Genomic DNA, 25187 nt, shown 5'->3' on the forward strand with positions numbered 1-25187 from the left:
GAAGGATGCGTCATTCTAGCATGCATGGCGTCAGCGACCAGTGCTCGAGCGCCAGCTGCGCTTTACCGCTCAGGTGCAGCAAGGGTTGTGGGCCGGGGAAATAGCGCGAACTCATGGTCGCTTCGCCGTGATTGATAAAAATCTCCACGCTCGAACGGTCGAACAATATCTGCAGCTGAGTCAGCTCACCGCGCCAGTAACGGTGTTCCGGCTGCCCGCTGCGCAGGTTGTTGCGCGTCAGCCGCAGCTCGGTGCCATCCCAATTCAGGGCCATCGCCCCGCCAAAGTCGGCGTTGAACGCGCCGTTTGGCGCCAGCAGCAGTTCCGCGCTGTCGACAGGCCAGCAGGGCGCGTCGTCGGCGGTGCCCTGCCATTGGCGGTTTTCGCCCCTCAGCTGTTGCAGTTCACGTGCCGGACGTTGGCGGAGTCTGCCGTTATGCAACGACAGCTCCCGTGGGCAGGTCAGAATATGGATCCAGCCATACTGCAGGGTCGGGTGGCAATCCTCGTCTTGCTCCGGCACGCCCATCCAGCCAACCAGTAGCCGGCGACCGTCTTCGGTCAGGGTGGTCTGCGGCGCGTAGAATTCAAACCCGGCATCCAGTTCGTGGAAATCCTGATGGTCGAAAGTGGCCTGTCGATAGTCCAGCCTGCCGGTGAAATATCCCGCCTGGTAAACATTGAGATAGCGTTCGGCCTCCGCCGCCAGGCCTTGCGGACAGCAGATAAGCACCTCGGCACCGTCCAGCGTAAACAGATCCGGGCATTCCCACATATAGCCGAAGTCACCGATGCCGTTCAGCTGTGAGCCGGCGATTTCACCCAGCAACTGCCAGTTGCGCAGCTCGGCGGAGCGCAGCAGTAAAACCTGACCGCGATCCTGCAGGTCACGGGCGCCGAGCACCATGTACCAGTTGTCCTGATGGCGCCAGACCTTCGGATCGCGCACGTGGCCGCTATAACCCGGCGGCAGCTGCAATACAGGCCCGAGCTTGTCATAACCGCCGTGAGCATTTTCCTGCGCCAGGCATTGATAGGCGGTGCGCGAGCCGTCGGGATATTTTACGTTGCCGGTGTAGGCCAGCATGATTTTGCCGTCTGCCACTACCGCCGAGCCGGAATAACAGCCATGGCTGTCGTAGCAGGCTCCCGGCACCAGCGCCACCGGCTGGTGCTGCCAGTGGACCAGATCCGTCGACTGCCAGTGACCCCAGCATTTGTTGCGGTGATCGCAGCCCAGCGGGTTCCACTGATAGAACAGGTGGTAAACCCCGTTATGCTGAATAAAGCCGTTGGGATCGTTGAGCAGCCCGACGCTGGGGGCCAGGTGCCACGCCGGTCGGTGCGGATCGCGCAGCGCCTTGGGCATGCCGCTCATCATCGCCTGAACGGCCTGTTTCATCAGGTTAAGTTCTTCCATCATTCACTGTCCGTTTTGTATTTCAGCAACAACGAGAGGGTAAAGGCGCTGCCAAAGGCGATCACCAGACCAATGATATAACTCACCAGCGAACTGGCCTGCACGATTGCCATTCCCGGAATCGCCGTGAGCCCGACGGCGTTCATGCCGACATGATTGGCCACCACCCAGGCTCCACCGAGCGCACCGCCCGCCAGAGCCGCCAAAAACGGTTTCACAAAGCGCAGGTTGATGCCGAAAAGCGCCGCTTCGGTAATGCCAAGCATGGCGGAAAAGGCCGAAGGTACCGCAATGGCTTTGATTTTTGCGTCACGGGTTTTGAAATACACCGCCAGACAGGCGCCACCCTGGGCGATGTTGGCCATTGACCAGATCGGCAGCAGGAAGTTAACGCCGATATTGGGGTTACCGAGCAGTCCGGCTTCGACGGCGTGGAAGCTGTGGTGAATGCCGGTGATCACGATAGCGGAATAGAGACCGCCGAACAGCAAGCCGGCAAACCAACCGGCGTGGGTAATCAACGTGCTGAGGACAAAGGAGATGCCGTCACCCAGCGCGCGCCCGGCGGGGCCGATAAACAGCATGGCGACGAAGCCGGAGATCACCACCGTCAGGAACGGCGTCAGGATCAAATCCAGCGCGTTGGGGATCACCTTACGCAGCTGTTTTTCCAGTACGCTCATAAACCACACCGTCAGCAGCACCGGGAATACCGTGCCCTGATAGCCGATCATGGCGATCTCCAGCCCGAAGAAATCCATGGTATGGAAACCACCGGCCACGCCCCAGGCGTTGGTCAGCGCCGGATGCGTCAGAATGCCGCCGAGCGTGGCACCCAGATAGGGGTTACCGCCGAACTCGCGCGCCGCGGTGAAACCGATCAGGATCGGTAAAATGATGAACGCCGCCGAACTGAACATGTCCAGCATCACGAACAGGGCGCTGTTGGCATCGGCCCAGCCGTAGGTTTTCACCATGCCGAGCAGGCCCATCAGCAGGCCGGAGGCGACGATGGCCGGAATGATCGGCACGAAGATATTCGACAGCAGGCGGGCGATGCGTTGCAGCGGATTAAGTTTTTTAGCGGCTATATCGGCGGCTTCCGATTTACTGGATTCGCTGACGCCGGCCGCTTTGATAAATTCCGCGTGCACCTTGTTGACCAGCCCGGTACCGAAAATCACCTGGATCTGCCCGGCGTTGCTAAAGCAGCCTTTCACCCCGTCCAGCTTGCCGATCGCCACTTTGTCTACCTTGCTGTCATCCACCAGCACCAGACGCAGGCGCGTGGCGCAGTGGGCGGCACTGGCGATATTTTCTTTACCGCCGAGCAGCGGCAATAGCGCGTTGGCGGTTGCGGTTATGTCCATGTTCACTCCCTTCATAAATAAAAATGCCGCCGCGGTTTTTCGCGGCGGAAATCAGTTCATCCGCGTCAGAAGAAGTACTTGAATCTGGCACGTACGCCATAGCGCTGATCGTTATTGGCGTTGGCTATCTTGTTCTCGGCATTGGCCTCCAGCATCGAAACGTAGGCGCCGAGGTACAAATTGAAATTCTTCATATTCATGATGTTAGGTATCTGATACGAAGTATGGATTGTGTGGATGTCATACTTGCCCGGCTCGCTGAGCGGGTTGCTGATATCGGCCGTCATTCCGGCAGTGTTGAACTCTTTGATGTTGTTGTGAGCATAGATATAACCCACTTCAAAGCGGCGCCACAGCACGTTGACCCCGGCGGTAAAGTCCTGCTCGCCGGAGGCGTCAAGATAGGCAGTGCTCAGGTTGGCGACCACGCCGTTGTCCGGATGAGTGGCGGTGTTGTTCCAACTGAGGGTCATGCCATAGCCGTTGCGCTTGGATTGGTCGACGAATTGTCCCTGACTGTCATGGTAGCCATAGGCGTTGTTGACCACGTTGCTTTCCATCGCCACCGCCGCGCTGAGCCGATCTTTTTTCCAGGCGATCACCGGCCGCAGGTAGGCGACATTCTTTTTGTTATCCAGGCTGTTGCCGTGATAGGCGTCGTCCTGAAACAGCGAAGTACCGTCTTCGACCAGCGTATTCAGTTCGAAGTAGAAGTCGCCGGCGTACTTGCTCAGCATCAGGTTACCGCCGCTGCTGCTACGACCGCGGCCTTCTTTCATCATGTAGATATAACCGAAGCCATCAGCATACAAATCGTTGGCGGTATTGCCGGAATACTGGATGAAGGTGTCCTGATTGAGCGGGAACATGTCGTAGGCTTCAAAGCGACCAATCTTGGTTTGCCAGTTCTTTTCATTACCGAAGAAGAAGGCGGCATCGTCGAGGTTCATTTTGCCGGTCATGTCTGCCAGCGGTTGCACGCTGAAACCAGAAAAGTTGCCATCCGGGTTGCGGCGATAACCGTCCACGCCGACCAGTATGCGACCGTTGATATCCCACTTTTCTTTGTTACCGGGCTTCCAGTCCTTGTTGTCGCTGCCTTTCAACGACGTCAACTGGCCGCTGCGGCTGGCGCCGTCCAGGTTGAATTCGACGTCGCCGTACAGCTTGAGATCGGTTAAGCCGGTGAGCTTCAGGTTGCTGGCCGGTGCGGCGTGGGTTTCCAGCGTCGCGGTACGCTGCGCCACTTGTACGGTTTGCCGCTCGGTGTTGGCGGTACGCTGCTCCAACTGCTGAGCCTTGCGCTCCGCCGCCGTGGCGCGCGTTTCTGCCTGGCTCGCCCGTTGTTCGGCCTGCTGCAGCCGCTGTTCCAACGCATTGAGGCGCGCTTCGATGCTGTCGTTGGCGCCTGCCGCTGCGGCAGAGGTAGAGATGAGAAGCCCTGTAGTGATGGCCAGATAGCTAAGTTTTTTCATGATTTTCTATCATCCGGGAAGGTTGTTATTATTTTTTGCTAAATTGCTAAACCGGTTTTTCAGGATGAAAGATAGTGAGTTGCTGTGCGGCTGGCAATCAAGTTTGCTAACCCGATTCAGCTATTGTGATCGACTCCGCAAATTGTGCCTGAACTGGCAGGGGCGAATGTGGCCCCGATATTGTTTGCTTAATCTCGGGTCTTGTCGGGGCCAGTTTTACTGTGGGCGGCTCAGCGGCGAAGGAAGGCCCGGAGCTCGTCGGCATGCGGCAGCGCGGTCATCGCACCTTTGGCGGTAGTCGCCAATGCGCCGCAGGCCTGAGCCTGAGCGATCACCGCCGGCCATTGTTCCTCCTGCGGCAAAGCGCCGATCTGCGCCAGCGCCGCCAGCAGGCCGGCAACAAAAGCGTCGCCTGCACCGGTAGTATCGACAGGGGTGATTGTGGGGGCACGGAAATGCCGGATCTGCTTGCCGTCGTGTACGCATACGCCGTTGCCGCCCAGCGTCACCAGCAATAAACGCAGCGGGTAGCGTTGCATCATCCAGTCAATGGCACTCTCCAACTCACCGATATTGCTGATAAAACTCAGCTCTTCCAGCGAGATTTTCACCACGTCTGCCAGCAGCAGGGCCTTTTGCAAACAGGTGCGCAGCGCATCCGGTTGACGCCAGACCTCTTCACGAATGTTCGGGTCAAAGCTGACCCAGCCGCCGGCCGCCTTGATGTTCTCCATGGCGGCAAACGTGGTGCTGCGGCTGGGCTCCTGCGACAAGGCAATAGAGCAGACGTGCAGCCATTCATCGGCGTTGAATTCAGGCAGATCTTCAGGCTGCAGGAACAGGTCGGCACTGGGATTGACCATGAAAGTGAAGGAGCGCTCGCCCGACAAATCAAGGTCCACCACCACGGTGGAGGTGTGGTGACCGGGGTCCTGGAACATATGGCCAATATCCACCTGTTCTTCGCTCAGTACCTGTTGCAAGAAGGTGCCGAAACTGTCTTGGCCAACCCGGCCGATAAAGGCGCTGTCGCCGCCCAGGCGGGCAATGCCAACCGCCACATTGGCAGGCGCACCACCGGGACACTTAAGGTAACTGTTTGAGTTTTCAGGCACCAGGTCGACGACTGCATCACCCAGAACCCATACGCGATTAACCATGTTCAACCTCTGTTTTCACCCGTGTCAGATGGCGAGCTAAAATAGAAGAACCGGTTTAGCATTGCAACGAAAGAATCTGTCGCACCAGGCGAAAGGCAGCAGACTGCGAGGTGGCTATGACTTGATGGCGGAATAAGTTATATCGATTGTGAATAAGTAACGCATTGACAAATATAATTAAAAAACAGCATGGCAATTAATGGCGAATTTGATTTCTGGTGGGAGCTAATAAAGTGGTTAATCGTATTTGAAATAGGAAATTTCTTAAAGGTTGTAACCTGTTTAGCGTTAATGACTCGGTGATGAATAATTGCATTGTTTAGATGCAATTATTCATGAATATGAATGTCGATTAAAATGGATTTATAAATATAGTGATTAAAAACAATTTGTTAGTTGTTATTTTTGGCTTGGCTTAACAGCGCCGGCATTAGCATTGCAGATCCTTCTTATTAAGCATTTTGTTACCCAGCGCCCATTACCGAGCAAAATTAAGTTGATCGTGAGCTATTCGTGCGCATAATGTTTGCGTTTATTTACAATTCTTATCTTTTATTTGTCTTTCGACAGGGAAAAAGTAATGCGCCACTCCGCTTACTCTTCGCTCGGCCTTGCTGTGCGCAAGGGCTGTATTCCATTTGGCTCCGTTGTCTTGCCGCTATTTATATTCAGCCAACCGTTGCTGGCGGCAACATCAAACAGCGAACAGCTGATCATACAGCAGCAGCGGCAAAAGGCGCTGGAGCAACAGCTGACCCCTCCGACGCCGGATGTGCGCTTGTCGCCACCTTCATCCAGTTTTGGACGTATTGCTTTCCCGCAGGAAAAACCCTGCTTCCCTATCGATCAGGTCGAATTGAGCGGCCAGGACAAACTCCCTCATTGGCTGCCGTTACAGCGCATCGCTAATCAGGCGCAGGGGCGCTGCCTGGGCGGGCAGGGCATTAACCTGTTGATGAGTACCCTGCAAAACCGGCTGGTGGATCACGGCTACATCACTACGCGCGTGCTGGCGCCGACGCAGGATCTGAAAAGCGGCAAGCTGCGGCTGGTGGTGGTGCCGGGTTACGTGCGGCAGGTGAAACTGACGCCTGACAGCGGCCATTACATTCAGCCTTACAGCAGCTTCCCGGCCCATGCGGGCAACCTGCTGGACCTGCGCGATATCGAACAGGGTCTGGAGAACCTGCAGCGCCTGCCGACGGTGCAGGCCAATATGGAAATCATCCCCGGCGAACAGCCCGGCGAAAGCGACATCGCTCTGAGCTGGAAGCAGGAACGCATGTGGCGTATCGGCGCCTCGCTGGATGATTCCGGCACCAAGAGTACCGGGCGCTATCAGGGTGGTTTAACGCTGTCGCTGGATAACCCGTTTTCGCTCAGCGATCTGTTCTATATCTCCGGCTCTACCGATCTGCAAAACCAGGGCGGCAAGGGATCGAAGAACATCACCGGGCACTATTCGGTACCGTTCGGTTACTGGATGGCCGGGGTTACCGCCAACAGCTATGACTACCACCAGACCATTGCCGGTCAGAATCAGGATTACCGCTACAGCGGCAAAAGCAAGAATCTGGATTTCCAACTCAGCCGGGTGCTGCACCGCAACGGCAGCCAGAAAACTACGCTGACCTATGACGTGCTGGCGCGCGAGTCCAGTAACTACATCAACGATACCGAAGTGGAAGTGCAGCGCCGACGCACCTCGGGCTGGCGCCTGGGGCTGCAGCACCGCCACTACATTCAACAAGCTACGCTGGACGCGGGTGTCAGTTATCAGCGCGGTACCCGTTGGTTCGGCGCATTGCCTGCGCCGGAAGAGACCTTTGGCGAGGCCACGGCGCTCAGCAAAATTGTGCAGCTTAACGCCCAGCTCGACGTGCCATTCAGCCTGTTCAGCCAGAATTTCCGCTACAACGTGCAATACCAGCGTCAGATCAGCGATACGCCGCTGACGCCGCAGGATCAGTTCGCTATCGGCAACCGTTGGACGGTGCGCGGCTTTGATGGCGAACGCACCCTGAACGCCAATCACGGCTGGTTCGTCCGTAACGATCTGGCCTGGCGCACACCGTTGCAGGGGCAAGAGTTGTACCTCGGCGCCGACTACGGCGAAGTGGGCGGTTACGGTTCCGACTATCTGGTTGGGCAGCACCTGGCCGGTGGCGTGGTGGGGCTGCGCGGCTACGCCTTCAAGGTCGGTTACGATCTGTTCGCCGGCGTGCCGTTCTCCAAACCCGAGGGGTTCAGCACCAGCCCGGTCACCCTGGGCTTTAACCTGAGCTGGAACTACTGAGGGCACGACCATGCGCATAGGCGAATACGATATCAGGGCGCCGTTGATCCTCGGTGGCGAAGACAGTGAGGCAGAAGCCTTTGGCGCGGCGGTATGGCTGTGGATGCATTCACCGATGCACCGCGACGCCCCGCTGCACACCCTGCCGACCCTGCTGCTGCCGATCATCAAGCGACAGCAATATGTGCTGGCGTCGCACCAGAATCAGCCGGTGTTTTTCCTCAGTTGGGCCTGGATGAATCAAGAGGCCGAGGCGCGGTATTTGACGCAGCCTGCGGTGAATATGCTGGAAAGTGATTGGAACAGTGGCGATCGTCTGTGGTTCTGCGACTGGATAGCGCCCTTTGGGCACACGCGAGAAATGCGCAATCTGATCGCCCGGGAAATCTTCCCGCACCTGTGCATGCGGGCGCTGTATCACCGCGGAGAGCAGCGCGGAAAGCGCGTGGTGAACTTTAAAGGCGCGCAGGTTAGCCATCAACAGGCGCAGCAATGGTGGGCGAGCCACCCGTTAGCCGTCGAGCCGTCAGAAATCCAATAAGGACATTGCCATGAACAAGAACCTGTATCGTATCGTTTTCAACAAAGCGCGTGGCATGCTGATGGTGGTGGCGGATATCGCCCGCTCCGGCCGTGCCGGGTCAGCCCGTTCGTCTGGTTTGGGGCATACCCTGAGCCAGTGCATAGGCAAGATGAACGCCGTCAGCTTTAGCCTGCTGATGGCGCTGGGGGCTATCCAACCGGTGCAGGCGGCGATTATTGCTGACGGCAATGCGCCGGGCGGCCAGCAGCCGACCATCGTCAATAGCGCCAACGGTACGCCACAGGTCAATATCCAGACGCCAAGCGCCGGTGGGGTTTCTCGCAATACCTACAGCCAGTTTGACGTCGACAAACAGGGTGCGATCCTCAACAACTCCCACAAAATGACTCAAACCCAGCAGGGCGGCTGGGTCGACGGTAACCCGTGGCTAGCGAAAGGCGAAGCCAAGGTGATCCTCAACGAGGTCAACTCACGCGATCCCAGCCGTTTGAACGGTTATATCGAGGTTGCCGGGCAGCGTGCTCAGGTGGTGATCGCCAACCCGTCAGGCATTACCTGTAACGGTTGCGGCTTTATCAACGCCAACCGCGCCACCCTGACCACCGGGCAGGCGCAGATGAACAACGGTAACCTGACCGGCTTTAACGTCGAACGCGGTGAAGTGGTGGTTGAAGGTGCCGGTATGGACAGTTCTCGCCAGGATTACACCGAGATCATTGCACGTTCGACGAAGATCAATGCCGGACTGTGGGCGAACGATCTCAAAGTCACCACCGGGCGCAACAAGGTGGATGCCGCGCATCAACAGATCGACAAACAAAGCGACGAGCCGGCCACCCGTCCACAACTTGCGGTGGACGTGGCTAAGCTGGGCGGTATGTATGCCGGTAAGATCCGCATGATCGGCACCGAAACCGGCGTTGGAGTACGTAACGCCGGTAACATCGGTGCGCAGGCCGGCAGCGTGATAGTCACTGCCGATGGCCGTATTGAAAACAGCGGTAAAATTAGCAGCGGCGCTGATACGCAACTGGCCTCGAAGGGCGGCGTCAGCAACAGCGGTTCGCTGTTCGCGGCGGGCCATGCCGATGTCAGCAGCGACGGTGAGGTACAAAACAGCGGTTCTATTGCGGCCCGCAATAATGTGCGTATCCAGGCAGCCAGCCTGAACAGTGGCAAAGGCAGTACGCTGGCGGCCGGTGTGCAACAGGATGGTCGGCTTGGCGGCAGCGGCGAACTGGCGCTAACCACCAGCGGAAAACTGACTGCGCAGGGCCAAAATCTGGCGGCAGGCAACCTGCGTGCCAATGGGCAGGGCGTGGACATCAGCGGCAGCCGTACCGCGGCTACCCAGGTCACATTGGAAGCCGGGGCCGGCGATTTGTCCACGGCCAATGCGCAGGTTGAAGCCGCGCAACAGCTCACCGCCAGCAGCGGCAAGCGGTTCAATAATGACGGTGGCAAGCTGGCGGCGAATAAACTGGCGCTTAATGCGCATGACTTATCCAACCGCAAGGGGGAGATCACCCAGCTTGGCGAAGACAACCTCCGGTTGAACCCACAGGGCAAACTGGATAACGCCGGTGGCCGTATTGCCAGCAACGGCAATGACTTGACGTTGGAAGCGGGTCTGATCGACAACCAGGGCGGGCAAATCGTCCATGCCGGTAAAGGTGCGCTGGCGGTGAATACCGGTCGCTTGCAGGGCGATGGTGGCAAGCTGCTGTCCAACGGCCAGCTCAGCATGCAGGGCGGCGACTACGTATTGGACGGCGGCACCACTTCGGCACAGCAGATCGCGTTGGATGCCGGCAGTCTGTCTAACCGCAACGGCCAACTGGTGCAGAGCGGCAAGGGTGAGATGCGCCTCACTACCCGCGAGGGGATTGATAACCAGGGCGGCCAACTGGCGGCTAACGGCAACGTCGCGCTTAACGCCGCGCGGTTGAACAACCAGAGCGGCAAAGTGATTGCTGCGCAGGACGGCAGCCTGAAGGCGCAGGTCAGCGGCGCTATCGATAACCGACAGGGGCAACTGGCGGCCAGCGGCCATACTCAGCTGCGGGCGGACAAGCTGGATAACCGCAAGGGGCTGGTTTCCGCCGCGACGGGCAATGCTGAGGTCACGGCGCGACAGGCGCTGGATAACCGCGGCGGCCGTATTGAGGCCAAACAGGCTCTGCAACTGACCGGTACCGGGCTGGAGAATCAGGCCGGGCAGGTCGTGGGCGGCGCGCTTTCGCTGGCGCTGGGCAAAGGGGCGCTGAACAACCAACAGGGCGTTATCGCCGCCAGCGGAGATCTGGGCCTGAGCAGCGGTGTGTTGAACAATGACGCTGGCCTGCTGCAATCCGCCGGCAATATGAATATTGACACCCAGGGCGCGGCGTTGAGCAACCGCCTGAGCGGTGAAACCGGCGGCATCCTCAGCCAGGGGACGTTGACGATCCACAGCGGCGCGCTGGACAACAGCCAAGGGATGCTGGTGGGTGCCGGGACGACCGATCTGTTCACCGCCCAGCTTGATAACAGCCAGGGCACTCTGGTCGGCAAGCAGAAGCTGAATATCGACAGCCTGGCACTGACCAACGACGGTGGACTGTTGCAGGCGGGCGGCGATGCGCGCATCGATACCCACGGTCAGGCGTTGAGCAATCGCGACAGCGGCAAGAATGGCGGTATCAGCAGCCTGGGCAAACTGACGATCGCCAGCGGTGCCGTGGATAACCAGGCCGGTTTTATCGCCAGTGCGGGTGACCTGCAGCTGCATGGCGAGCAACTGGATAATCGCCGCGGCACGCTGGCTTCAGAGAAGCAGCTGTCGGCCACCGCCAGGGTGATCAATAACCAGGGCGGGGCGATCAAGTCCGGTCAGGATATGACGCTGGATGCCAAAGAATTGCTGGATAACAGCAATCTTGGGGTGATTGGCGCAGGCAAAAAACTGCAGCTGGACAGCGCGCATTTGGTGAACAATCAGGGCACGCTGGTCAGCGCCGATGTGGCGAAGATTAACTTCGGCCTGCTGGAGAATCAGGGCGGCCAGTTGGCGGCACAGACGGCGCTGGAGCTGCACGGCAATAGCCTCAATAACAACGACGGTGGCCTGATCCAGAGTGGTGAGGGGTTAGATCTGACCGTTGAGCGGCTGACCAACGCCAACAGCGGCGACAAGGGCGGCATCACCAGCCAGGGTGCGATGAACCTCACTACCGGCGTATTCGATAACGGCCAGGGCGTGGTGATTGCCGGCAAGGGCTTGCAGCTCGATGCCGAAGCGCTGCTGAACGGTGGCGGCAAACTGGTGGCACAGCAGGCATTGGTGTTGAATACCACCGGCGCAGGCGGCTTGAATAACCAGGGTGGATTGGTGCAGTCGGGCGCGGATATGCATGTCGATACCCACGGCCAGCGGCTGGATAACCAGAACGGTACCCTGCACAGCCTGGGTAAACTGCAGCTCAGCAGTGGCGACGTCAATAATCAGGGCGGAACGCTGGGGGCCAAAGGTGACTTTGCCCTGGCGGCGCTGAAATTGGACAACAGTAACGGCGGGCGGATTGTTGGCGAACAGGCGGTTCAACTCGCCAGCGCCGGTCTGGATAACCGCAATGGACAAATTCAGGCGGTCGGCAACCTGTTGCTGGACAGCGCTCAGGGGGTTATCGACAACGCCCTGGGGCTGATCCGCAGCGGCGCCACCGTGACGCTCAATGCCCTGCAGTTCATCAACGACGACACCAAGGCGGAAAATAAAGGGCTGGAAGGCCAAGCCGTGGCGTTGAACACCGGCTCGTTGAGCAACCGTGGCGGCAGCATTCTGGCTAACCAACAGCTGACTATCACCAACGGCGGTCAGTTGGATAACAGCGCAGGCCAACTGGCCGCCAGCGAAAACCTGCAGTTGCAGGGCGCGGCGCTTAACCTGCTGAACACCGGCGGTATCGTTAAAGCGGGCAAGCTGCTGGACATCAACGCAGCAGCGGTCGGCGGCGACGGGCAATTGCTGTCGCTGGGCGATATAAACCTGGTCAGCGCACAGGGCATCAATAACAGCGGTGAGATGATTGCCAACGGCAATTTCAATTTCACCACGCCGGGCGATGTGACCAACAGCGGCAAACTGCTGGCAGGTGCCAAGCTCGATCTGCGCGCCAATAATCTGTTCAATGCCGCCAGCGGCGAGATAAACGCCGGGCAGGACTGGCTGACGGTCAACGGTACCTTGACCAACTATGGTCTGATTGACGGCAAACATACGTTGATCCAGGCCAATACGCTGACCAACATTGGCACCGGCCGTATTTATGGCGATGCTATTGGCGTGCAAACCGTCACCTTTAACAATCTGGCGGAAAACGGCACCGCTGCCACGCTGGCCGGGCGCGAACGGGTGGATATCGGCACCCAAACGCTGAATAACTACGATCATGGGTTGATCTACAGCGGCGGGGACATGGCGATTGGCGGCCAGCTTGACGCCAACCACCTGGCCACTGGCCAGGCCGGCACCCTCAACAATCACAGTTCGACCCTTGAATCTGCGGGCAACATGGCTATTTCGGCCGGACAGATCAACAACGTCAACGACCGCTTTACTACCGAACTGGTCACCGTTTCCAACGGAAAAATCACCGAGTATCAGCAATCGGGTGACCCGGTACGCTGGATGGCCGGAGAACCGGGCGTTTTCGTTGACCGCAATTCATCAGACTCGCTGTTGAACCTGAATACCCCAGGGAAAACTGGGCATAACAACGACAGATTTACGCAATACGACTACAACCGCACGGTGCAGGAAACCCAGGTTAAGGAAAGCGATCCGGCCAAAATCATCGCGGGTGGCGATATGGCGATCAACGCCGGGCAACTGCTGAATGACAAGAGCCAGGTGATCGCGGGCGGCACGCTGGCGATTAATGCCGGCAGCGTGGATAACGTGGCGGTGCCGGGCCAGCGCCTGACCACCGACGTCGGCGAAGTGACCAGTTACTACCGCATCAAGAAGAAGGGCAAAGATAAGCAGGGGCACAATGCCACGGCCTATACGCCACCGACCACCATTCAGACCATTTCGCTGAAGCCGAGCCAGCTGATTGACCACGGGCAGGTGGCAGGTAACCCAATCGCCATTGCCCCACTGACGCAGCAGGGCACCAATGCCACTATCGGCGCTGCCGGTGGGGTCAATGCGGTGGTCAGCGGCAGTGATATTTCCGCCGGCCTGCAGACCATTGGCAGCGGCGCTCTGCCGGTGATCCAGGCCGTAGCGTTGCAGCCGGGCCAGCAGTTCGAAGTCGCCAACAAGGTCAATAACCAGCAGGGCGACGCGGCGGACAGCGTGGTGCGCATTGTCGGGCCAGACACCCGTTTGCCGGACAACAGCCTGTTCAAGACCAATCCGGCGCCGGGCGGCCAGTATCTGGTGGAGACCGATCCGCGCTTCACCAACCAGAAATCCTGGTTGGGCTCGGATTACATGATGGGTAAAGTGACCAATAATCCGGATAACGTGTTGAAGCGCCTGGGTGACGGTTACTACGAGCAGCGGCTGATCCGCGAACAGGTGATCAACCTGACCGGCCAGCGCTATCTGGACGGTTTCAACAACGACGAAGAGCAGTTTAAGGCGCTGATGGATCAGGGGCTGGCCTTCAGCCAGCAATATAACCTGAAGGTGGGCGTGGCGCTGACGGCTGAGCAGATGGGGTTGTTGACCCAAGATATCGTTTGGCTAGTGAACGCCAAAGTCACCTTGCCGGACGGCAGCCAGCAAAACGTCCTGGTACCGCAGGTGTATGCCCGCATGCAACCGGGCGATCTGGACGGCTCCGGTGCGCTGATTGCCGGGCGTAACGTCAATCTCAATCTGGGCGAAGGCCTGTTCAACAGCGGCCATATCGCCGGGCGTGAAGTGGTGAAACTGAGCGCCGCCAACATCACCAACGTGGCGGGCCAGATTCAGGGGGCCGACGTTGGCCTGACTGCCCGTACCGACATTAACAATATCGGCGGGGTGATCCAGGGCAACAACTCGCTGCTGGCCAGCGCCGGGCGTGATATCAACGCCATCAGCACTACCCGTACGGCGCAGAGCGTTAACGGCGCCAACAGCTTCGAACGCACCAACATCGACAGCGTGGCAGGCATGTACGTGCAGGGAGCCGACGGCAAGCTGATGCTGCAGGCCGGTCGCGACATCAAGTTGGATGCGGCGCAGGTGGTTAACAGCGGTGAGAATGGCCAAACCCTGCTGAGTGCCGGGCGCGATCTCACCCTGAATACGGTGACCACGGCCAGCCGCGACAACCTGATCTGGAATGGCGACAACAGCCTGAAACAGGGCAACAGCCAGCAGGTCGGCAGCGAAGTGGTGGGCAAAGGGGCCGTGACCCTCAATGCCGGGAACGATATCACTGCCCATGCGGCAACGGTTTCGGCCGGCGATGCGCTGAACCTCAATGCCGGCCATGACATCAATATTCTCAGCGGCGAGAACACCCTCGATCTGGACGAGCGACACAAGGTGACCGGCGGTAACGGCCTGATGTCGAAAACCACGACCACCACCCGCGACACTCTGGATCGCCAGACCGTACAGGGCACTACCCTGAGCGGCGACAGTATTAATGTGTTGGCGGGCAATGATTTACGCGTTCAGGGCAGCAGCGTGGCCGGGACTCAGGACGTGAAACTGCTGGCAGGGAACGATCTGAGCATCACCGGCGCGACCGAAAGCAACAGCGAACTGCACCTCAAGCAGGAGAAAAAATCCGGCCTGATGAGCAGCGGGGGTATCGGCATCAGCTACGGCACCGAAAGCCTGAAAACCACGGATACCGCGCAGGGGCTGACCAATCAGGGCAGCACCGTCGGCAGCGTAAACGGCAACGTCACCCTGGGGGCCGGTAATAACCTGGCGGTGACCGGGTCCGAGCTGGTGGCCGGCAAGGACATGGCGCTGAGCGGCAAGAATGTGTCGGTGACGCAGGCGCAGGATCAGAACAGCCAGACTCACAAGGTTGAACAGAAGAAATCCGGTCTGACACTGGCACTGTCCGGCACGGTCGGCAGTGCGCTGAACACTGCGGTAGAGACCTCGCAGCAGGCGAAATCCACCGACGACAGTCGCCTGGCGGCATTGCAGGGTACCAAGGCGGCGCTGAGCGGCGTACAGGCGGTGCAGGCGGCGCGTTTGGCGCAGGCGCAGGGCGCCGATCCGGCCAATAACAACATGGTGGGGATCAGCATTTCCTACGGTACCCAGTCTTCCACCTCTACTCAAAACAGCGGGCAGAGCACCGCGCAGGGCAGCAGCCTGACGGCGGGCAATAACCTGAGCATTACCGCCAGCGGCAACGGCGTGAAGGGCCAGGACGGCGACATCCTGGTGCAGGGCAGCCAGTTGCAGGCGGGCAAGGACGTCACCCTGAATGCCAACCGCGACGTGAACCTGCTTTCCGCCAAAAACACCCAGTATCTGGACGGTAAAAACGAGAGCCAGGGCGGCACGCTGGGCGTGGGTATCGGTGTTGGCTCCGGCGGTATTGGGCTGAGCGTTTCCGCCAGCGTCAACAAGGGCAAGGGTAACGAGAAGGGCAACGGCACCAGCCACACCGAAACCACGGTTAACGCCGGTAATCAGGTCAACATTACCAGCGGGCGCGATACCAACCTGATCGGCGCACAGGTCACCGGCGAATCGGTCAAGGCCGACGTTGGCCGCAATCTGCTGCTGGAAAGCCAGCAGGACAGCGATCGTTACGATTCCAAACAGCAGAATGCCAGCGCTGGCGGCAGCTTCACCTTCGGTTCGATGACCGGTTCGGGCAGCATCAGCCTGAGCAAAGACAAGATGCACAGCAATTACGACAGCGTGCAGGAGCAGACGGGCATTTTCGCCGGCAAGGGCGGCTTTGACCTGACGGTGGGCGAACATACCCAGCTTAACGGCGCGGTGATCGGCAGCACCGCCACCGCCGACAAAAACAAGCTCGATACCGGCACGCTGGGCTTTAAGGATATTCACAATCAGGCCGATTTCGACGTGGAGCACCAGAGCGTAGGCATCAGCTCCGGCGGCAGCATTGGCAGCCAGTTCGCCGGCAACATGGCCAACGGCCTGCTGGTGGGGGCCAACAACAGCGGACACGACAGCTCAACCACCTTTGCTGCGGTGAGCGACGGCACCATCATCATCCGCGATCAGGACAAACAAACGCAGGACGTCAACGACCTGAGCCGCGACGTGGAGCACGCCAACCAGACGTTAAGCCCGATCTTCGACAAAGAGAAAGAGCAAAAACGGCTACAGCAGGCGCAGCTGATCGGCGAGATCGGCAATCAGGCGATGGATATTGCGCGGACCGAGGGGGCGATCGCCGCAACCAAAGCCGCCAACGAGAAAATGAATAACGTTACCGATGCCGATCGCCAGGCCGCTGCGGCTAAGCTGGCGAAAGAAAAACCTGGCAAGGTCATCACCGATAAGGATATCAACGAACAGATTTACCAGACGGCGTATAACCAGGCGTTCAGCGAGTCGGGCTATGGTACGGGTGGTAAGGTTCAACAGGGTATGCAGGCGGCGGTTGCCGCAGTGCAAGGGTTGGCTGGTGGCGATCTACAAGCCGCGATTGCCGGTGGGGCTGCGCCGTATCTGGCGGAACAGATACATCGTCTGGCACCGAATGAGGAAAGCCGAATTATCGCACATGCCGTGGTGGCTGGCGCACTGGCTGAACTACAAGGCCAATCGGCCGCAGCCGGAGCTGCGGGCGCTGCGACAGCTGCATTAGGCACTAAAGCGATTGCCGAGGCGATGTTCGGCACCAGTGACTTCAGCAAAATGAGCGAAGAACAGCGCCAGACTGTTTCCGCGTTGGCTACGCTCGCAGGTGGTTTGGCCGGCGGCCTGGCAAGTGGCGATACGGCGGGTGCGGTCGTTGGTGGACAATCCGGTAAGAATACTTCTGAGAATAATGACCAGTTCGGTTTCCCTGCTGGGATGGTGAGTTCTGGTCAAGCTGCGTTTACGTTGGGTAAGTATATGAAAGAACATGGCGCGACTCCGGAGCAAATAACTGCGGCACAGTCTGATTTGGCGCGTGGTTTGGGAACTGGTGCACCACAGCCTGCAACCGAGTTTGTTAAGGCTTGGGCGCTACTGATGAGTGGTGTCGGGGGAGCTGTTATCGCACCTACGGCTGGCACGGCGGCCGTTATTGGTGGAGGGACCTTTGGTGGTATTTCTGATGCGGGTAAGCAGCTGCTTACTATGAAGCCAAATGAGACATATAGTTACACAGATACTTTAATAGCTATTGGTACCGGCGCATTAACGCAGGGCAAAGGATTGGTACTCTCAGAGGCCGTAAATACAAGTGGTGCATATTTAGGAAGTAAAGTTAAAGGCGAAGATGCCACAGGGGCTGTAACAGGTGCTTTATTTGGTACGTTCATCGGTTATAAGGGTGGTGAAAAAATAACCGAAAAAATTATATCTAAAGGTATATCACCCATTACTGCTGAAGCATCTGGGGTTGTGGGTGGCGGTGTGGCTGGGACAGTTGTAGGGGCAGGAATTGAAGCTGGGATGAAAGCTGAGGATAAAAAAAATGAAAAATAAACGTGTAGGTTTTTCAATGTTATTATATTTATTTTTTTCGTGTGCATTATTGATAATAGGAATAGCTATTTTAGCTAGTTTTATCGCGCCAATAATTTTCTTCGTTCGTAATGGAGTTTTTGAGTATCGGTTAGATACGTTTATTTTTGCTTGCAAAGCTGGAGCAGGTGCTGGCGTCCCATTAGGCATTGGGGTTTGGGTGTTTGCTAAGATAGAAGAGATTAAAAAGAAAAAATGAAACGACTTTGCAAGACTGTTTTGCTACCGATGAACATCGGTATTGCAGTGCTTAGCCCCCTGAGTGCTGGTGCTGTCACACGCGAAGAAATGCGGACACTCGATGCCGCCTATCCGCCTGGCAGTATTGTTAACTGCGAGGCCGAACTTGCCGGGAATGGTAAAAATCTATTGCCTATGACCACAAAAATTCGTGGGCATATCATAAGTAGAGCGGAAAATCTAAGCCACGCCGATGTCCGCGTGATGTTCATTCCTCATGGCTCATCAACGGCAACAATTACTCTGAGCTATCGGCAGAAAGTGATTATGGAAGAGAATGGTCAGCGGGTTTATATCGATCCGGAAAGCCTGAAAGTCTCAATGCCGGTCAGCCCTTCGAGTGAGGCGATTGTAGCCAAAGGATTTCGGGATCGGCTTCCAGCAACGCAAGAAGTCCAGCCCTATCAGACGACAGAAATCACCGATTTCCCGTCTTATGTGGTCAGGGTTCCGGGTGAATCCCCCCTTTATTGCCATAAAGTAGAGTAGGGAGTAGTTTGAAAGCGAATAGACAGTTCCCAGCGACTAAAGATAGCGTGATTGTTCTTTCTAAAAGGTGGTTAGCAAATTGCACGTTCAACTAATTAATAATAAAACAGGGTTTGCTATAATCTAATTTTATCAACCAATTTTTCTTGATAATGAAAAATTAATGATTTATGCCGCCAATACGACATGGATAGTTATTTTTTTACCAATGTTGTTCCACTTACGATTAAGGAAGATTGCATGAAAAAGTTAATCATCTCCACTTTGGTTCTTTCCACTCTGGGCTTCGGCATGGCTGCCCATGCTGGGCAAAGTACCATCACTGCCGGTTATGCGCAGAGCAAGGTACAGGACTTCAAGAATATCAATGGCGTGAACGTTAAGTACCGTTACGAGTGGGATTCGCCAATCAGCGTTATCAGCTCATTTACCTATATGAGCGGTGACAAGGACGAGTCTTACAATGTCTATCGCGACAAAGTTAATAATCATGCCGAAGTTAAATATTACTCACTGTCCGTTGGTCCGGCATACCGTTTTAATCAATTTGTCAGCGTTTACGGGCTGCTGGGTTTGAATTATAACAAGGTGGATTACAAGTCATCCTGGAGCAATTACGCATACAACACTTACGAATATATGGGTGAAGAGAGCGGTAACCAGAAGAAAACCTCCTTTATGTACGGCGTTGGTTTCCAGGTTAACCCAATGGAAAATTTGGCGGTAGATATCGGTTATGAAGGCTCCAAACTGGATGCCGGTGGTAAAAATCGCTCTATCAACGGTTTCAATATCGGCATTGGCTATCGTTTCTGATAGTTGCATGCTTCCGGCCTCCCGATATCAAGAGGCCGGTAATCTTTACCCCATCTTCGGATAGACCCCCGGCCCGATCGGCAGGCCGAGTGCGTACCACGCCAGCAACAGTAAAATCCACACGGCAAAGAACACCAGCGGATACGGCAGGATCAGCACGTAATAGGTGCCGAGCTGGGCGTCTTTGCGGTAACGCTGCAGGAAACCGAGGAACAGCGGCAGGAATGGCGACATCGGTGCCAGCGGCAGCACCGAGGAGTCGGCAATGCGGAAGATCATCTGCGCGAACGCCGGGTGGAAGCCGAGCAGCATAAACATCGGCACAAAAATCGGTGCCAGAATCGACCAGATGGCCGAACCACTGGCGATAAACATGCACAGGAAGGCAGAGAGGAACATCAGGCCGAGGAACGCCGGTGCGCCGCTCATGCCGGCGGCTTCCAGCATGTCGGTCAGGCCGATGGCCATAAACTTGCCCATGTTGCTCCAGTTAAAGAACGCCACGAACTGCGACAGCGGAAACACCATCACGATAAAGCCGGCCATGCTCTTCATCGGCTCTGTCAGGTGGTGGGGAATATCGTCTGGCCGTCGGATCTGTTTGGTGACCACGCCATAGGTAATGCCGACGGTGAAAAAGAACAGGATGATGATTGGTACAATGCCTTTGATGAACGGCGAGGGGATCACCGAACCGGTTTTGGGATCGCGCAGCGGGGCGGCTTCCGGCACCACCAGCGCGGCGATAATCGCGATAAACACCAGTGCGGCGATGCCGCTCATCATCAGCCCACGGTTTTGCAGCGGGGTTAGCGCTTCAATTTTGTCTTCCGCGCTGCCGCGCCATTCCGGCAACCTGGGTTCAATAAACTTATCGGTCAGCAGTGCGCCGGCGATGGTCAGCACGATCACCGAGGTGGCCATAAAGTACCAGTTGTCGATCACGCTGACGTGAACGGCGGCGTCTACCGCTTTGGTGGCCTCGGTACTGATACCGGACAGCAGCACGTCGGTGGTGACGATCAGCAGGTTGGCGGTAAAGCCGGAAGCGACCCCGGCAATAGCGGCCAATAGCCCGGCAATGGGATGGCGGCCCACGGCAAGGAACATCAGTGCGCCGAGCGGCGGCATCACCACCAGCGCGGCATCCGATGAAATGTGGCTGAAGAAGGCGATAAACAGCACCATGTAACTGGCATAGCGTGCGCTAACGCGTGAGGCCATTTTATACATCAGCGCCTGCAACAGCCCGACTTTCTCAGCCAGCCCAGCGCCGATGACCAGTGCCAGAATGGCTCCCAGCGGCGCAAAGCTGCTGAAGTTATGAATGATGTTCGGGAAAATCCACTGCATGCCCGCTACGCTCATCAGGTTATTCACCTTGATCAGTTCGCCGGTGGCCGGGTTCTTCACCGCTAGGTCCAGCCAGGAGAACAGCGCCGTGGCCAGCATTAAAACAACGATTAAATAGACGAACAGTAAAAAAGGATTGGGAATTTTATTCCCGATGCGTTCTACCCAGTAAAAAATGCGACCGGGGCTTTTATTGACTGACGTTGTGGCCTCACTCATTGTCTTACCCTCTGTGTTTGTCCTGTTGTGTTTATTTTTTATTATTTGATTTATTTATAATTATTTTCACAGGCCCGTGGGTGGGCCTGTGTCGTTCTGTCTTTATTTTAACGGCGAAGGTTTAACCCCCGACGGGATTGGGCAACTGTACGGCTGTTCTGTTCGTTGGCGTTCGAACTCGCGGCGGCACTCCGCCAGCAGAGCGCTGTCGCTCAACAGATCGATGGCGGTGGCCGCCATCACCTTGCCCGCCAGGCACATGCCCTTGTGCGCAATAGAGGTGCGGCCCTGTGCCACCAGTTGCCAGGTGTGCAGCGGGGTGCCGAGCGCAAAGCACGGGCTGAAGCACTGAGCGGTCGGCGTCACCCAACTGACGTCGCCGACGTCGGTGGAGCCATACAGCAGATCTTCCGAGGCCACATAAGGCGCGACTTCATCCATCAGCACCTTGTCGCCCAGGTTTTGCACCCATTCACGCCCGGCCGCCCCGCCAGTCCGGGCGATATTCAACTTGGCATTACGCAGGTCGTCCTTGTTCAGCGTTTGGCGGATCTCGGTGGCGAAGCTGCGCTCCTCCTCGCTGTACTCCGGCAGACCGAAGCCACAGACGTGGCGATACATCACCTGCTCCATGCTGCGGTTTGGCACATAGTTGGAACAGGCCTTGTCGAAACGTACCGTCATTTGGGTATCGGTCATTAGCGCCGCACCCTTGGCAATGTTGATCACTCGCTGGTAAATATCCTGCGCTTGATCGAGCTGCGGCGCGCGGATCAGATACAGCACTTCGGCGTCGGCTTGCACCACATTGGGCGAGCTGCCGCCGGTATTGGTAACCGCATAGTGCAATCGCGCTTCCTGCACGATGTGCTCACGCAGGAAGTTGGCACCGGTGTTCATCAATGTCACGGCATCCAGCGCGCTGCGGCCAAGGTGGGGTGAGTTGGCGGCGTGCGCGGCGACCCCCTTGAACTGAAACGCCGCCTGAATATTGGCCAGGGTGCTGGTATTGAACATGCCGCTGAAGCCTTCGGGGTGCCAGGTGAGGGCGGCGTCGACGTCATCGAACAGCCCTTCGCGTACCATAAAGGTTTTGCCGGAACCGCCCTCTTCGCCAGGGCAGCCGTAGAAACGCACGGTGCCGGTCAGGTGCTGTTGCTGCATCCAGGCTTTGACCGCGAAGGCTCCCGCCAATGCGGCGGTGCCCAACAGGTTGTGACCACAGCCGTGACCGTTCCCGTTTTCGACCAGCGGTTGCGGCGTGGCGCAGCCTGATCGTTGGCTTAATCCGGCAAGGGCGTCGTACTCGCCCAGCAGGGCGATCACCGGCTGGCCGCTGCCATAGCTGGCGATAAATGCGGTTTCAATGCCGCCGACGCCGCGTTCAAGCGTAAAACCTTCTTGCTCCAGCGCATCGGCCAGCAAATTGGCAGAATAGGTTTCGGTAAAGCGTGTTTCCGGGTGATCCCAGATACTGTCGCTCAGTGCGCTAAAACGCGGCTGGTGTTGGTCAATGTAGTGATGGATAAACTTCAGCAGCTGTGGATGGCTCATGCTTGGCTCCCAAAAGTAGGCAGGTTAAGCGCCAGCGACGCCAGCGTTTTCACTGCCACCGCCATGACCTGTTCATTAAAATCAAACTTCTCATTGTGGTGCCCGGCGCTCAGCTCGGTGCCGAAGATTACGTACGAGGCCTGCCCGCCGTGCGATTTCACCCGTTCCATCATGTAGGTTGCGTCTTCTGAACCGGCGGCCTGCTCGCGGCGGTCGACCACCGAACTCAGTTCGGCAATGCCCTGCGCCTGTCGGTGAATGTAGTCCACCCACGGTTGGGTCGGTTTGCTGCTCTGCGCCGCGCCCATTAGCGCTATATCGCACTCAACGCCATGCATTTTTGCCGCGCCTTCAATCACGTTCAGCGCCTGCTGGTAGACAAATTCGTTGATGGCATTGGTGGCGCCGCGGGTTTCTACTTTCATGAATGCGTGGTCGGCGATCACATTCCGACCGGTCCCTGCCTGCAGCACACCGACGTTGATGCGCGAGCTGCCTTCGCTGTGGCGTGGAATGGCGTACAGCCCCAGCGTTGCCTGTGCCGCCGCCAGCAGCGCATTGCGGCCATCTTCCGGTTTGGCCCCCGCATGGGCGGCCACGCCACGGTAGGTGACGTCGAGTTTGCTGGTCGCCATAAAGCTGTCGCTGCCGCACACCAGTTCGCCGGCCGGCACGCCGGTGCCGATATGCACCGCAGTGAAGAAATCAACGTCGTCCACTACGCCGGCTTCCACCATGGATTTTGCGCCGCGGGTGCCTTCCTCCGCCGGTTGGAAAATCAGTTTGATGGTGCCGTTGAGCTGAGGCTCCAGGCTTTTGAAAACGTGTGCCAGTCCCAGGCCGATGGTGGTGTGGCCATCGTGACCGCATGCATGCATCATGCCGCTGTTGCAGGAGGCAAAACCTTCGCGAAACGGCAGGTGATCCGGCTGCAGCTTTTCGTTGAGATCGAGCGCGTCCATGTCAACGCGATAGGCGATCACCGGCCCGGGACGGCCGGTATCCAGCGTGGCGACAATACCGGCGAAGCCGCCGGAAAAATGTGGCAGCCATTTTTCCAGCGCACCCTGTTCGCGGGCGCGCTGCTCCTGAGCCTGCAGAGCCTCGGCCGACGGTAACCCCATGCGGGCGTCGGCGTTAATCACTTCACGACCCAGTTGCAGGCGGTAGCCCAGCCGATCCAGCTCTTCCGCCACCAGGGTAGCGGTGCGGAACTCAAACCAGCCGGACTCGGCGTAGCGGTGAAAGTCACGCCGCCAGGCCTGCAGCTGCGGGTACAGATCGGTCACCAACATCGAAAGCGGATTATTCATTTTGATATCTCATAAGTTATCGCGCCCAGGTAAATGCAGGGCAGCAGTGGTGCGCTGAACCAAATCAGACGGTGAAGCTATTTAATGAAAAAAAAGACGTATTTAGTGACTAACTGCCGTGAATAGCGCTTATCGGCGCAGAAAATGCGCTTAATTAAGCGAAATAAGAATTTGGTTATATATTCTGTTTTTTTCGAATGTACACAATGGAATCAGGCTAAATAAGATGCCAATATCTTGCTATTGATAAACAACGGTTATCGCCATTTGCCTATGCCAGCCTCAATAAAATTGCACCAATTACGTGCGTTTGTAGAAGTCAGTCGCCAGGGCAGCATCCGCGCCGCCAGCCGCACTTCACGCCTTTCCCAGCCTGCGTTAACCAAGTCGATTCAGGAGCTGGAGCAGGTGCTGGGGGCCAAGCTGTTTATTCGCCGCAGCCAGGGCGTGGTGCTGACCGACTGCGGCGATAACTTTTTCCAGCATGCCAGCCTGATCCTCGAAGAGCTGCGGGTGGCGCAGGAGGATATTCAGCAACGGCTGGGGCTAGCGGGTGGTTCAGTGAATATCGGCGTAGGCGGCAGCATTGCGCGCACCGTCATGCCGCAGGTTATCACCCAGTTTCATCGTGAATACCCGAAGGTCAAAGTACGGATTGTCGAAGGACAGCTGGTATCGATGATCCCGGAGCTGCGCCAGGGCGAGCTGGATTTTACCGTCAATACTTATTACCCCAGCAGCCTGGACAATGAATTACAGTACGAACGGCTGATGGAAAAAGAGTACAAGGTGGTGGTGCGCAAGGGGCATCCGATGGAAGGAGCGACGTCCCTGAAACAGCTGCAGCACTGCGACTGGACCATGCCGACGCCCAAAGGCAGCTACTATCGCCTGCTGCACGATCTGTTCGGGGATTTGGGAATGGCGCCGTCAATCAGCGTGACCTGTGAGACATTTATGGCCTGCACCAGCCTGGTGGCGCAAAGTGATTTCGTCAGTATTTTATCGGTAGATGTGATCTCTGACCCAATACTGGGTAAGCATCTGGTGCCGCTGGCGCTGGAAGAAAGCTTGCCAAAGGCGACGTTTTATCTGATTCAGCGTAAGGACACCACGCTTACGCCGATGGGCGCACACCTGGCGCGCCTGTTTCGTCTGCACTGTCGCTGAGGTGTTAACCAAAAACCGGCAGTGTTGAGCGAAATGTGCAAACCACTTAATTAGCCAATCAGTAGATGTCTACGATGTTCTATTTTTTCGTAATTTACGTA

Annotated in this window: 14 protein-coding genes; 7 read left to right on the plus strand and 7 right to left on the minus strand. The window is 57.3% G+C overall.

From position 1 onward, the window contains the following. Window positions 1-10: 10 nt before the first annotated feature. From AC1RKG_RS12535 to cscK, 4 genes are all read right to left on the minus strand, one after another. A complete protein-coding gene (locus AC1RKG_RS12535) occupies window positions 11-1420 on the minus strand; it encodes a sucrose-6-phosphate hydrolase (RefSeq protein ID WP_493183228.1) in 1410 nt (469 codons plus the stop codon). After that, the gene (locus AC1RKG_RS12540; RefSeq protein WP_020828643.1) at window positions 1420-2790 is read right to left on the minus strand and encodes a sucrose-specific PTS transporter subunit IIBC; all 1371 of its coding nucleotides are present in this window, start codon (window positions 2788-2790) and stop codon (window positions 1420-1422) included. Before AC1RKG_RS12540 ends, AC1RKG_RS12535 begins: the two co-directional genes overlap by 1 nt. A 65-nt stretch (window positions 2791-2855) precedes the next feature. Further along, on the minus strand, window positions 2856-4265 hold the full coding sequence (locus AC1RKG_RS12545; protein WP_020828642.1) for a carbohydrate porin: 1410 nt from the start codon (window positions 4263-4265) through the stop codon (window positions 2856-2858). 230 nt (window positions 4266-4495) lie between these two features. After that, entirely contained in the window at window positions 4496-5425 is a 930-nt protein-coding gene (gene cscK / locus AC1RKG_RS12550) for a fructokinase (protein WP_046372624.1), read from the minus strand. Between the two features lie 580 nt (window positions 5426-6005). On the opposite strand from cscK, the gene AC1RKG_RS12555 reads away from it, so the two are divergent. The 6 genes from AC1RKG_RS12555 (at window position 6006) to AC1RKG_RS12580 (ending at window position 19477) form a co-directional block, all read left to right on the plus strand. Continuing rightward, the gene (locus tag AC1RKG_RS12555; protein ID WP_046372625.1) at window positions 6006-7721 is read left to right on the plus strand and encodes a ShlB/FhaC/HecB family hemolysin secretion/activation protein; all 1716 of its coding nucleotides are present in this window, start codon (window positions 6006-6008) and stop codon (window positions 7719-7721) included. Between the two features lie 10 nt (window positions 7722-7731). Further along, window positions 7732-8262, plus strand: coding sequence for a toxin-activating lysine-acyltransferase (locus AC1RKG_RS12560; RefSeq protein WP_020828639.1), 531 nt, complete (start codon window positions 7732-7734; stop codon window positions 8260-8262). A 10-nt stretch (window positions 8263-8272) separates the two neighbouring features. Then, window positions 8273-17893: a hemagglutinin repeat-containing protein gene (locus AC1RKG_RS12565; protein WP_493183165.1), complete on the plus strand. Its 9621-nt coding sequence runs from the start codon at window positions 8273-8275 to the stop codon at window positions 17891-17893. Continuing rightward, on the plus strand, window positions 17883-18131 hold the full coding sequence (locus AC1RKG_RS12570) for a hypothetical protein (protein WP_493183167.1): 249 nt from the start codon (window positions 17883-17885) through the stop codon (window positions 18129-18131). The genes AC1RKG_RS12565 and AC1RKG_RS12570 overlap by 11 nt, the downstream gene beginning before the upstream one ends. Further along, window positions 18128-18661 (plus strand): hypothetical protein, encoded by a 534-nt coding sequence (locus AC1RKG_RS12575; protein WP_046372628.1) that lies wholly within the window; start codon window positions 18128-18130, stop codon window positions 18659-18661. The genes AC1RKG_RS12570 and AC1RKG_RS12575 overlap by 4 nt, the downstream gene beginning before the upstream one ends. 240 nt (window positions 18662-18901) lie before the next feature. Then, on the plus strand, window positions 18902-19477 hold the full coding sequence (locus tag AC1RKG_RS12580) for an Ail/Lom family outer membrane beta-barrel protein (protein ID WP_020828635.1): 576 nt from the start codon (window positions 18902-18904) through the stop codon (window positions 19475-19477). 45 nt (window positions 19478-19522) lie between these two features. On the opposite strand, the gene abgT is transcribed toward AC1RKG_RS12580, so the two are convergent. The 3 genes from abgT to AC1RKG_RS12595 form a co-directional block, all read right to left on the minus strand. Continuing rightward, entirely contained in the window at window positions 19523-21049 is a 1527-nt protein-coding gene (abgT, locus tag AC1RKG_RS12585) for a p-aminobenzoyl-glutamate transporter (RefSeq protein WP_493183169.1), read from the minus strand. 102 nt (window positions 21050-21151) lie between these two features. After that, the gene (locus tag AC1RKG_RS12590; protein ID WP_046372632.1) at window positions 21152-22603 is read right to left on the minus strand and encodes a M20 family metallopeptidase; all 1452 of its coding nucleotides are present in this window, start codon (window positions 22601-22603) and stop codon (window positions 21152-21154) included. Further along, on the minus strand, window positions 22600-23916 hold the full coding sequence (locus AC1RKG_RS12595; protein WP_020828628.1) for a M20 family metallo-hydrolase: 1317 nt from the start codon (window positions 23914-23916) through the stop codon (window positions 22600-22602). Before AC1RKG_RS12595 ends, AC1RKG_RS12590 begins: the two co-directional genes overlap by 4 nt. 273 nt (window positions 23917-24189) lie before the next feature. On the opposite strand from AC1RKG_RS12595, the gene AC1RKG_RS12600 reads away from it, so the two are divergent. After that, a complete protein-coding gene (locus AC1RKG_RS12600) occupies window positions 24190-25086 on the plus strand; it encodes a LysR family transcriptional regulator (protein WP_041414962.1) in 897 nt (298 codons plus the stop codon). The last annotated feature ends 101 nt before the right edge of the window (window positions 25087-25187 follow it).

Source organism: Serratia sp. GW822-FHT06D09 (assembly GCF_058799515.1).

What these genes read in the sequence shown, in the direction of transcription:
- AC1RKG_RS12535 (WP_493183228.1), bottom strand. Translation starts at nt 1,420, where the DNA reads ATGGAAGAACTTAACCTGATGAAACAGGCCGTTCAGGCGATGATGAGC.
- AC1RKG_RS12540 (WP_020828643.1), bottom strand. Translation starts at nt 2,790, where the DNA reads ATGGACATAACCGCAACCGCCAACGCGCTATTGCCGCTGCTCGGCGGT.
- AC1RKG_RS12545 (WP_020828642.1), bottom strand. Translation starts at nt 4,265, where the DNA reads ATGAAAAAACTTAGCTATCTGGCCATCACTACAGGGCTTCTCATCTCT.
- cscK (WP_046372624.1), bottom strand. Translation starts at nt 5,425, where the DNA reads ATGGTTAATCGCGTATGGGTTCTGGGTGATGCAGTCGTCGACCTGGTG.
- AC1RKG_RS12555 (WP_046372625.1), top strand. Translation starts at nt 6,006, where the DNA reads ATGCGCCACTCCGCTTACTCTTCGCTCGGCCTTGCTGTGCGCAAGGGC.
- AC1RKG_RS12560 (WP_020828639.1), top strand. Translation starts at nt 7,732, where the DNA reads ATGCGCATAGGCGAATACGATATCAGGGCGCCGTTGATCCTCGGTGGC.
- AC1RKG_RS12565 (WP_493183165.1), top strand. Translation starts at nt 8,273, where the DNA reads ATGAACAAGAACCTGTATCGTATCGTTTTCAACAAAGCGCGTGGCATG.
- AC1RKG_RS12570 (WP_493183167.1), top strand. Translation starts at nt 17,883, where the DNA reads ATGAAAAATAAACGTGTAGGTTTTTCAATGTTATTATATTTATTTTTT.
- AC1RKG_RS12575 (WP_046372628.1), top strand. Translation starts at nt 18,128, where the DNA reads ATGAAACGACTTTGCAAGACTGTTTTGCTACCGATGAACATCGGTATT.
- AC1RKG_RS12580 (WP_020828635.1), top strand. Translation starts at nt 18,902, where the DNA reads ATGAAAAAGTTAATCATCTCCACTTTGGTTCTTTCCACTCTGGGCTTC.
- abgT (WP_493183169.1), bottom strand. Translation starts at nt 21,049, where the DNA reads ATGAGTGAGGCCACAACGTCAGTCAATAAAAGCCCCGGTCGCATTTTT.
- AC1RKG_RS12590 (WP_046372632.1), bottom strand. Translation starts at nt 22,603, where the DNA reads ATGAGCCATCCACAGCTGCTGAAGTTTATCCATCACTACATTGACCAA.
- AC1RKG_RS12595 (WP_020828628.1), bottom strand. Translation starts at nt 23,916, where the DNA reads ATGAATAATCCGCTTTCGATGTTGGTGACCGATCTGTACCCGCAGCTG.
- AC1RKG_RS12600 (WP_041414962.1), top strand. Translation starts at nt 24,190, where the DNA reads ATGCCAGCCTCAATAAAATTGCACCAATTACGTGCGTTTGTAGAAGTC.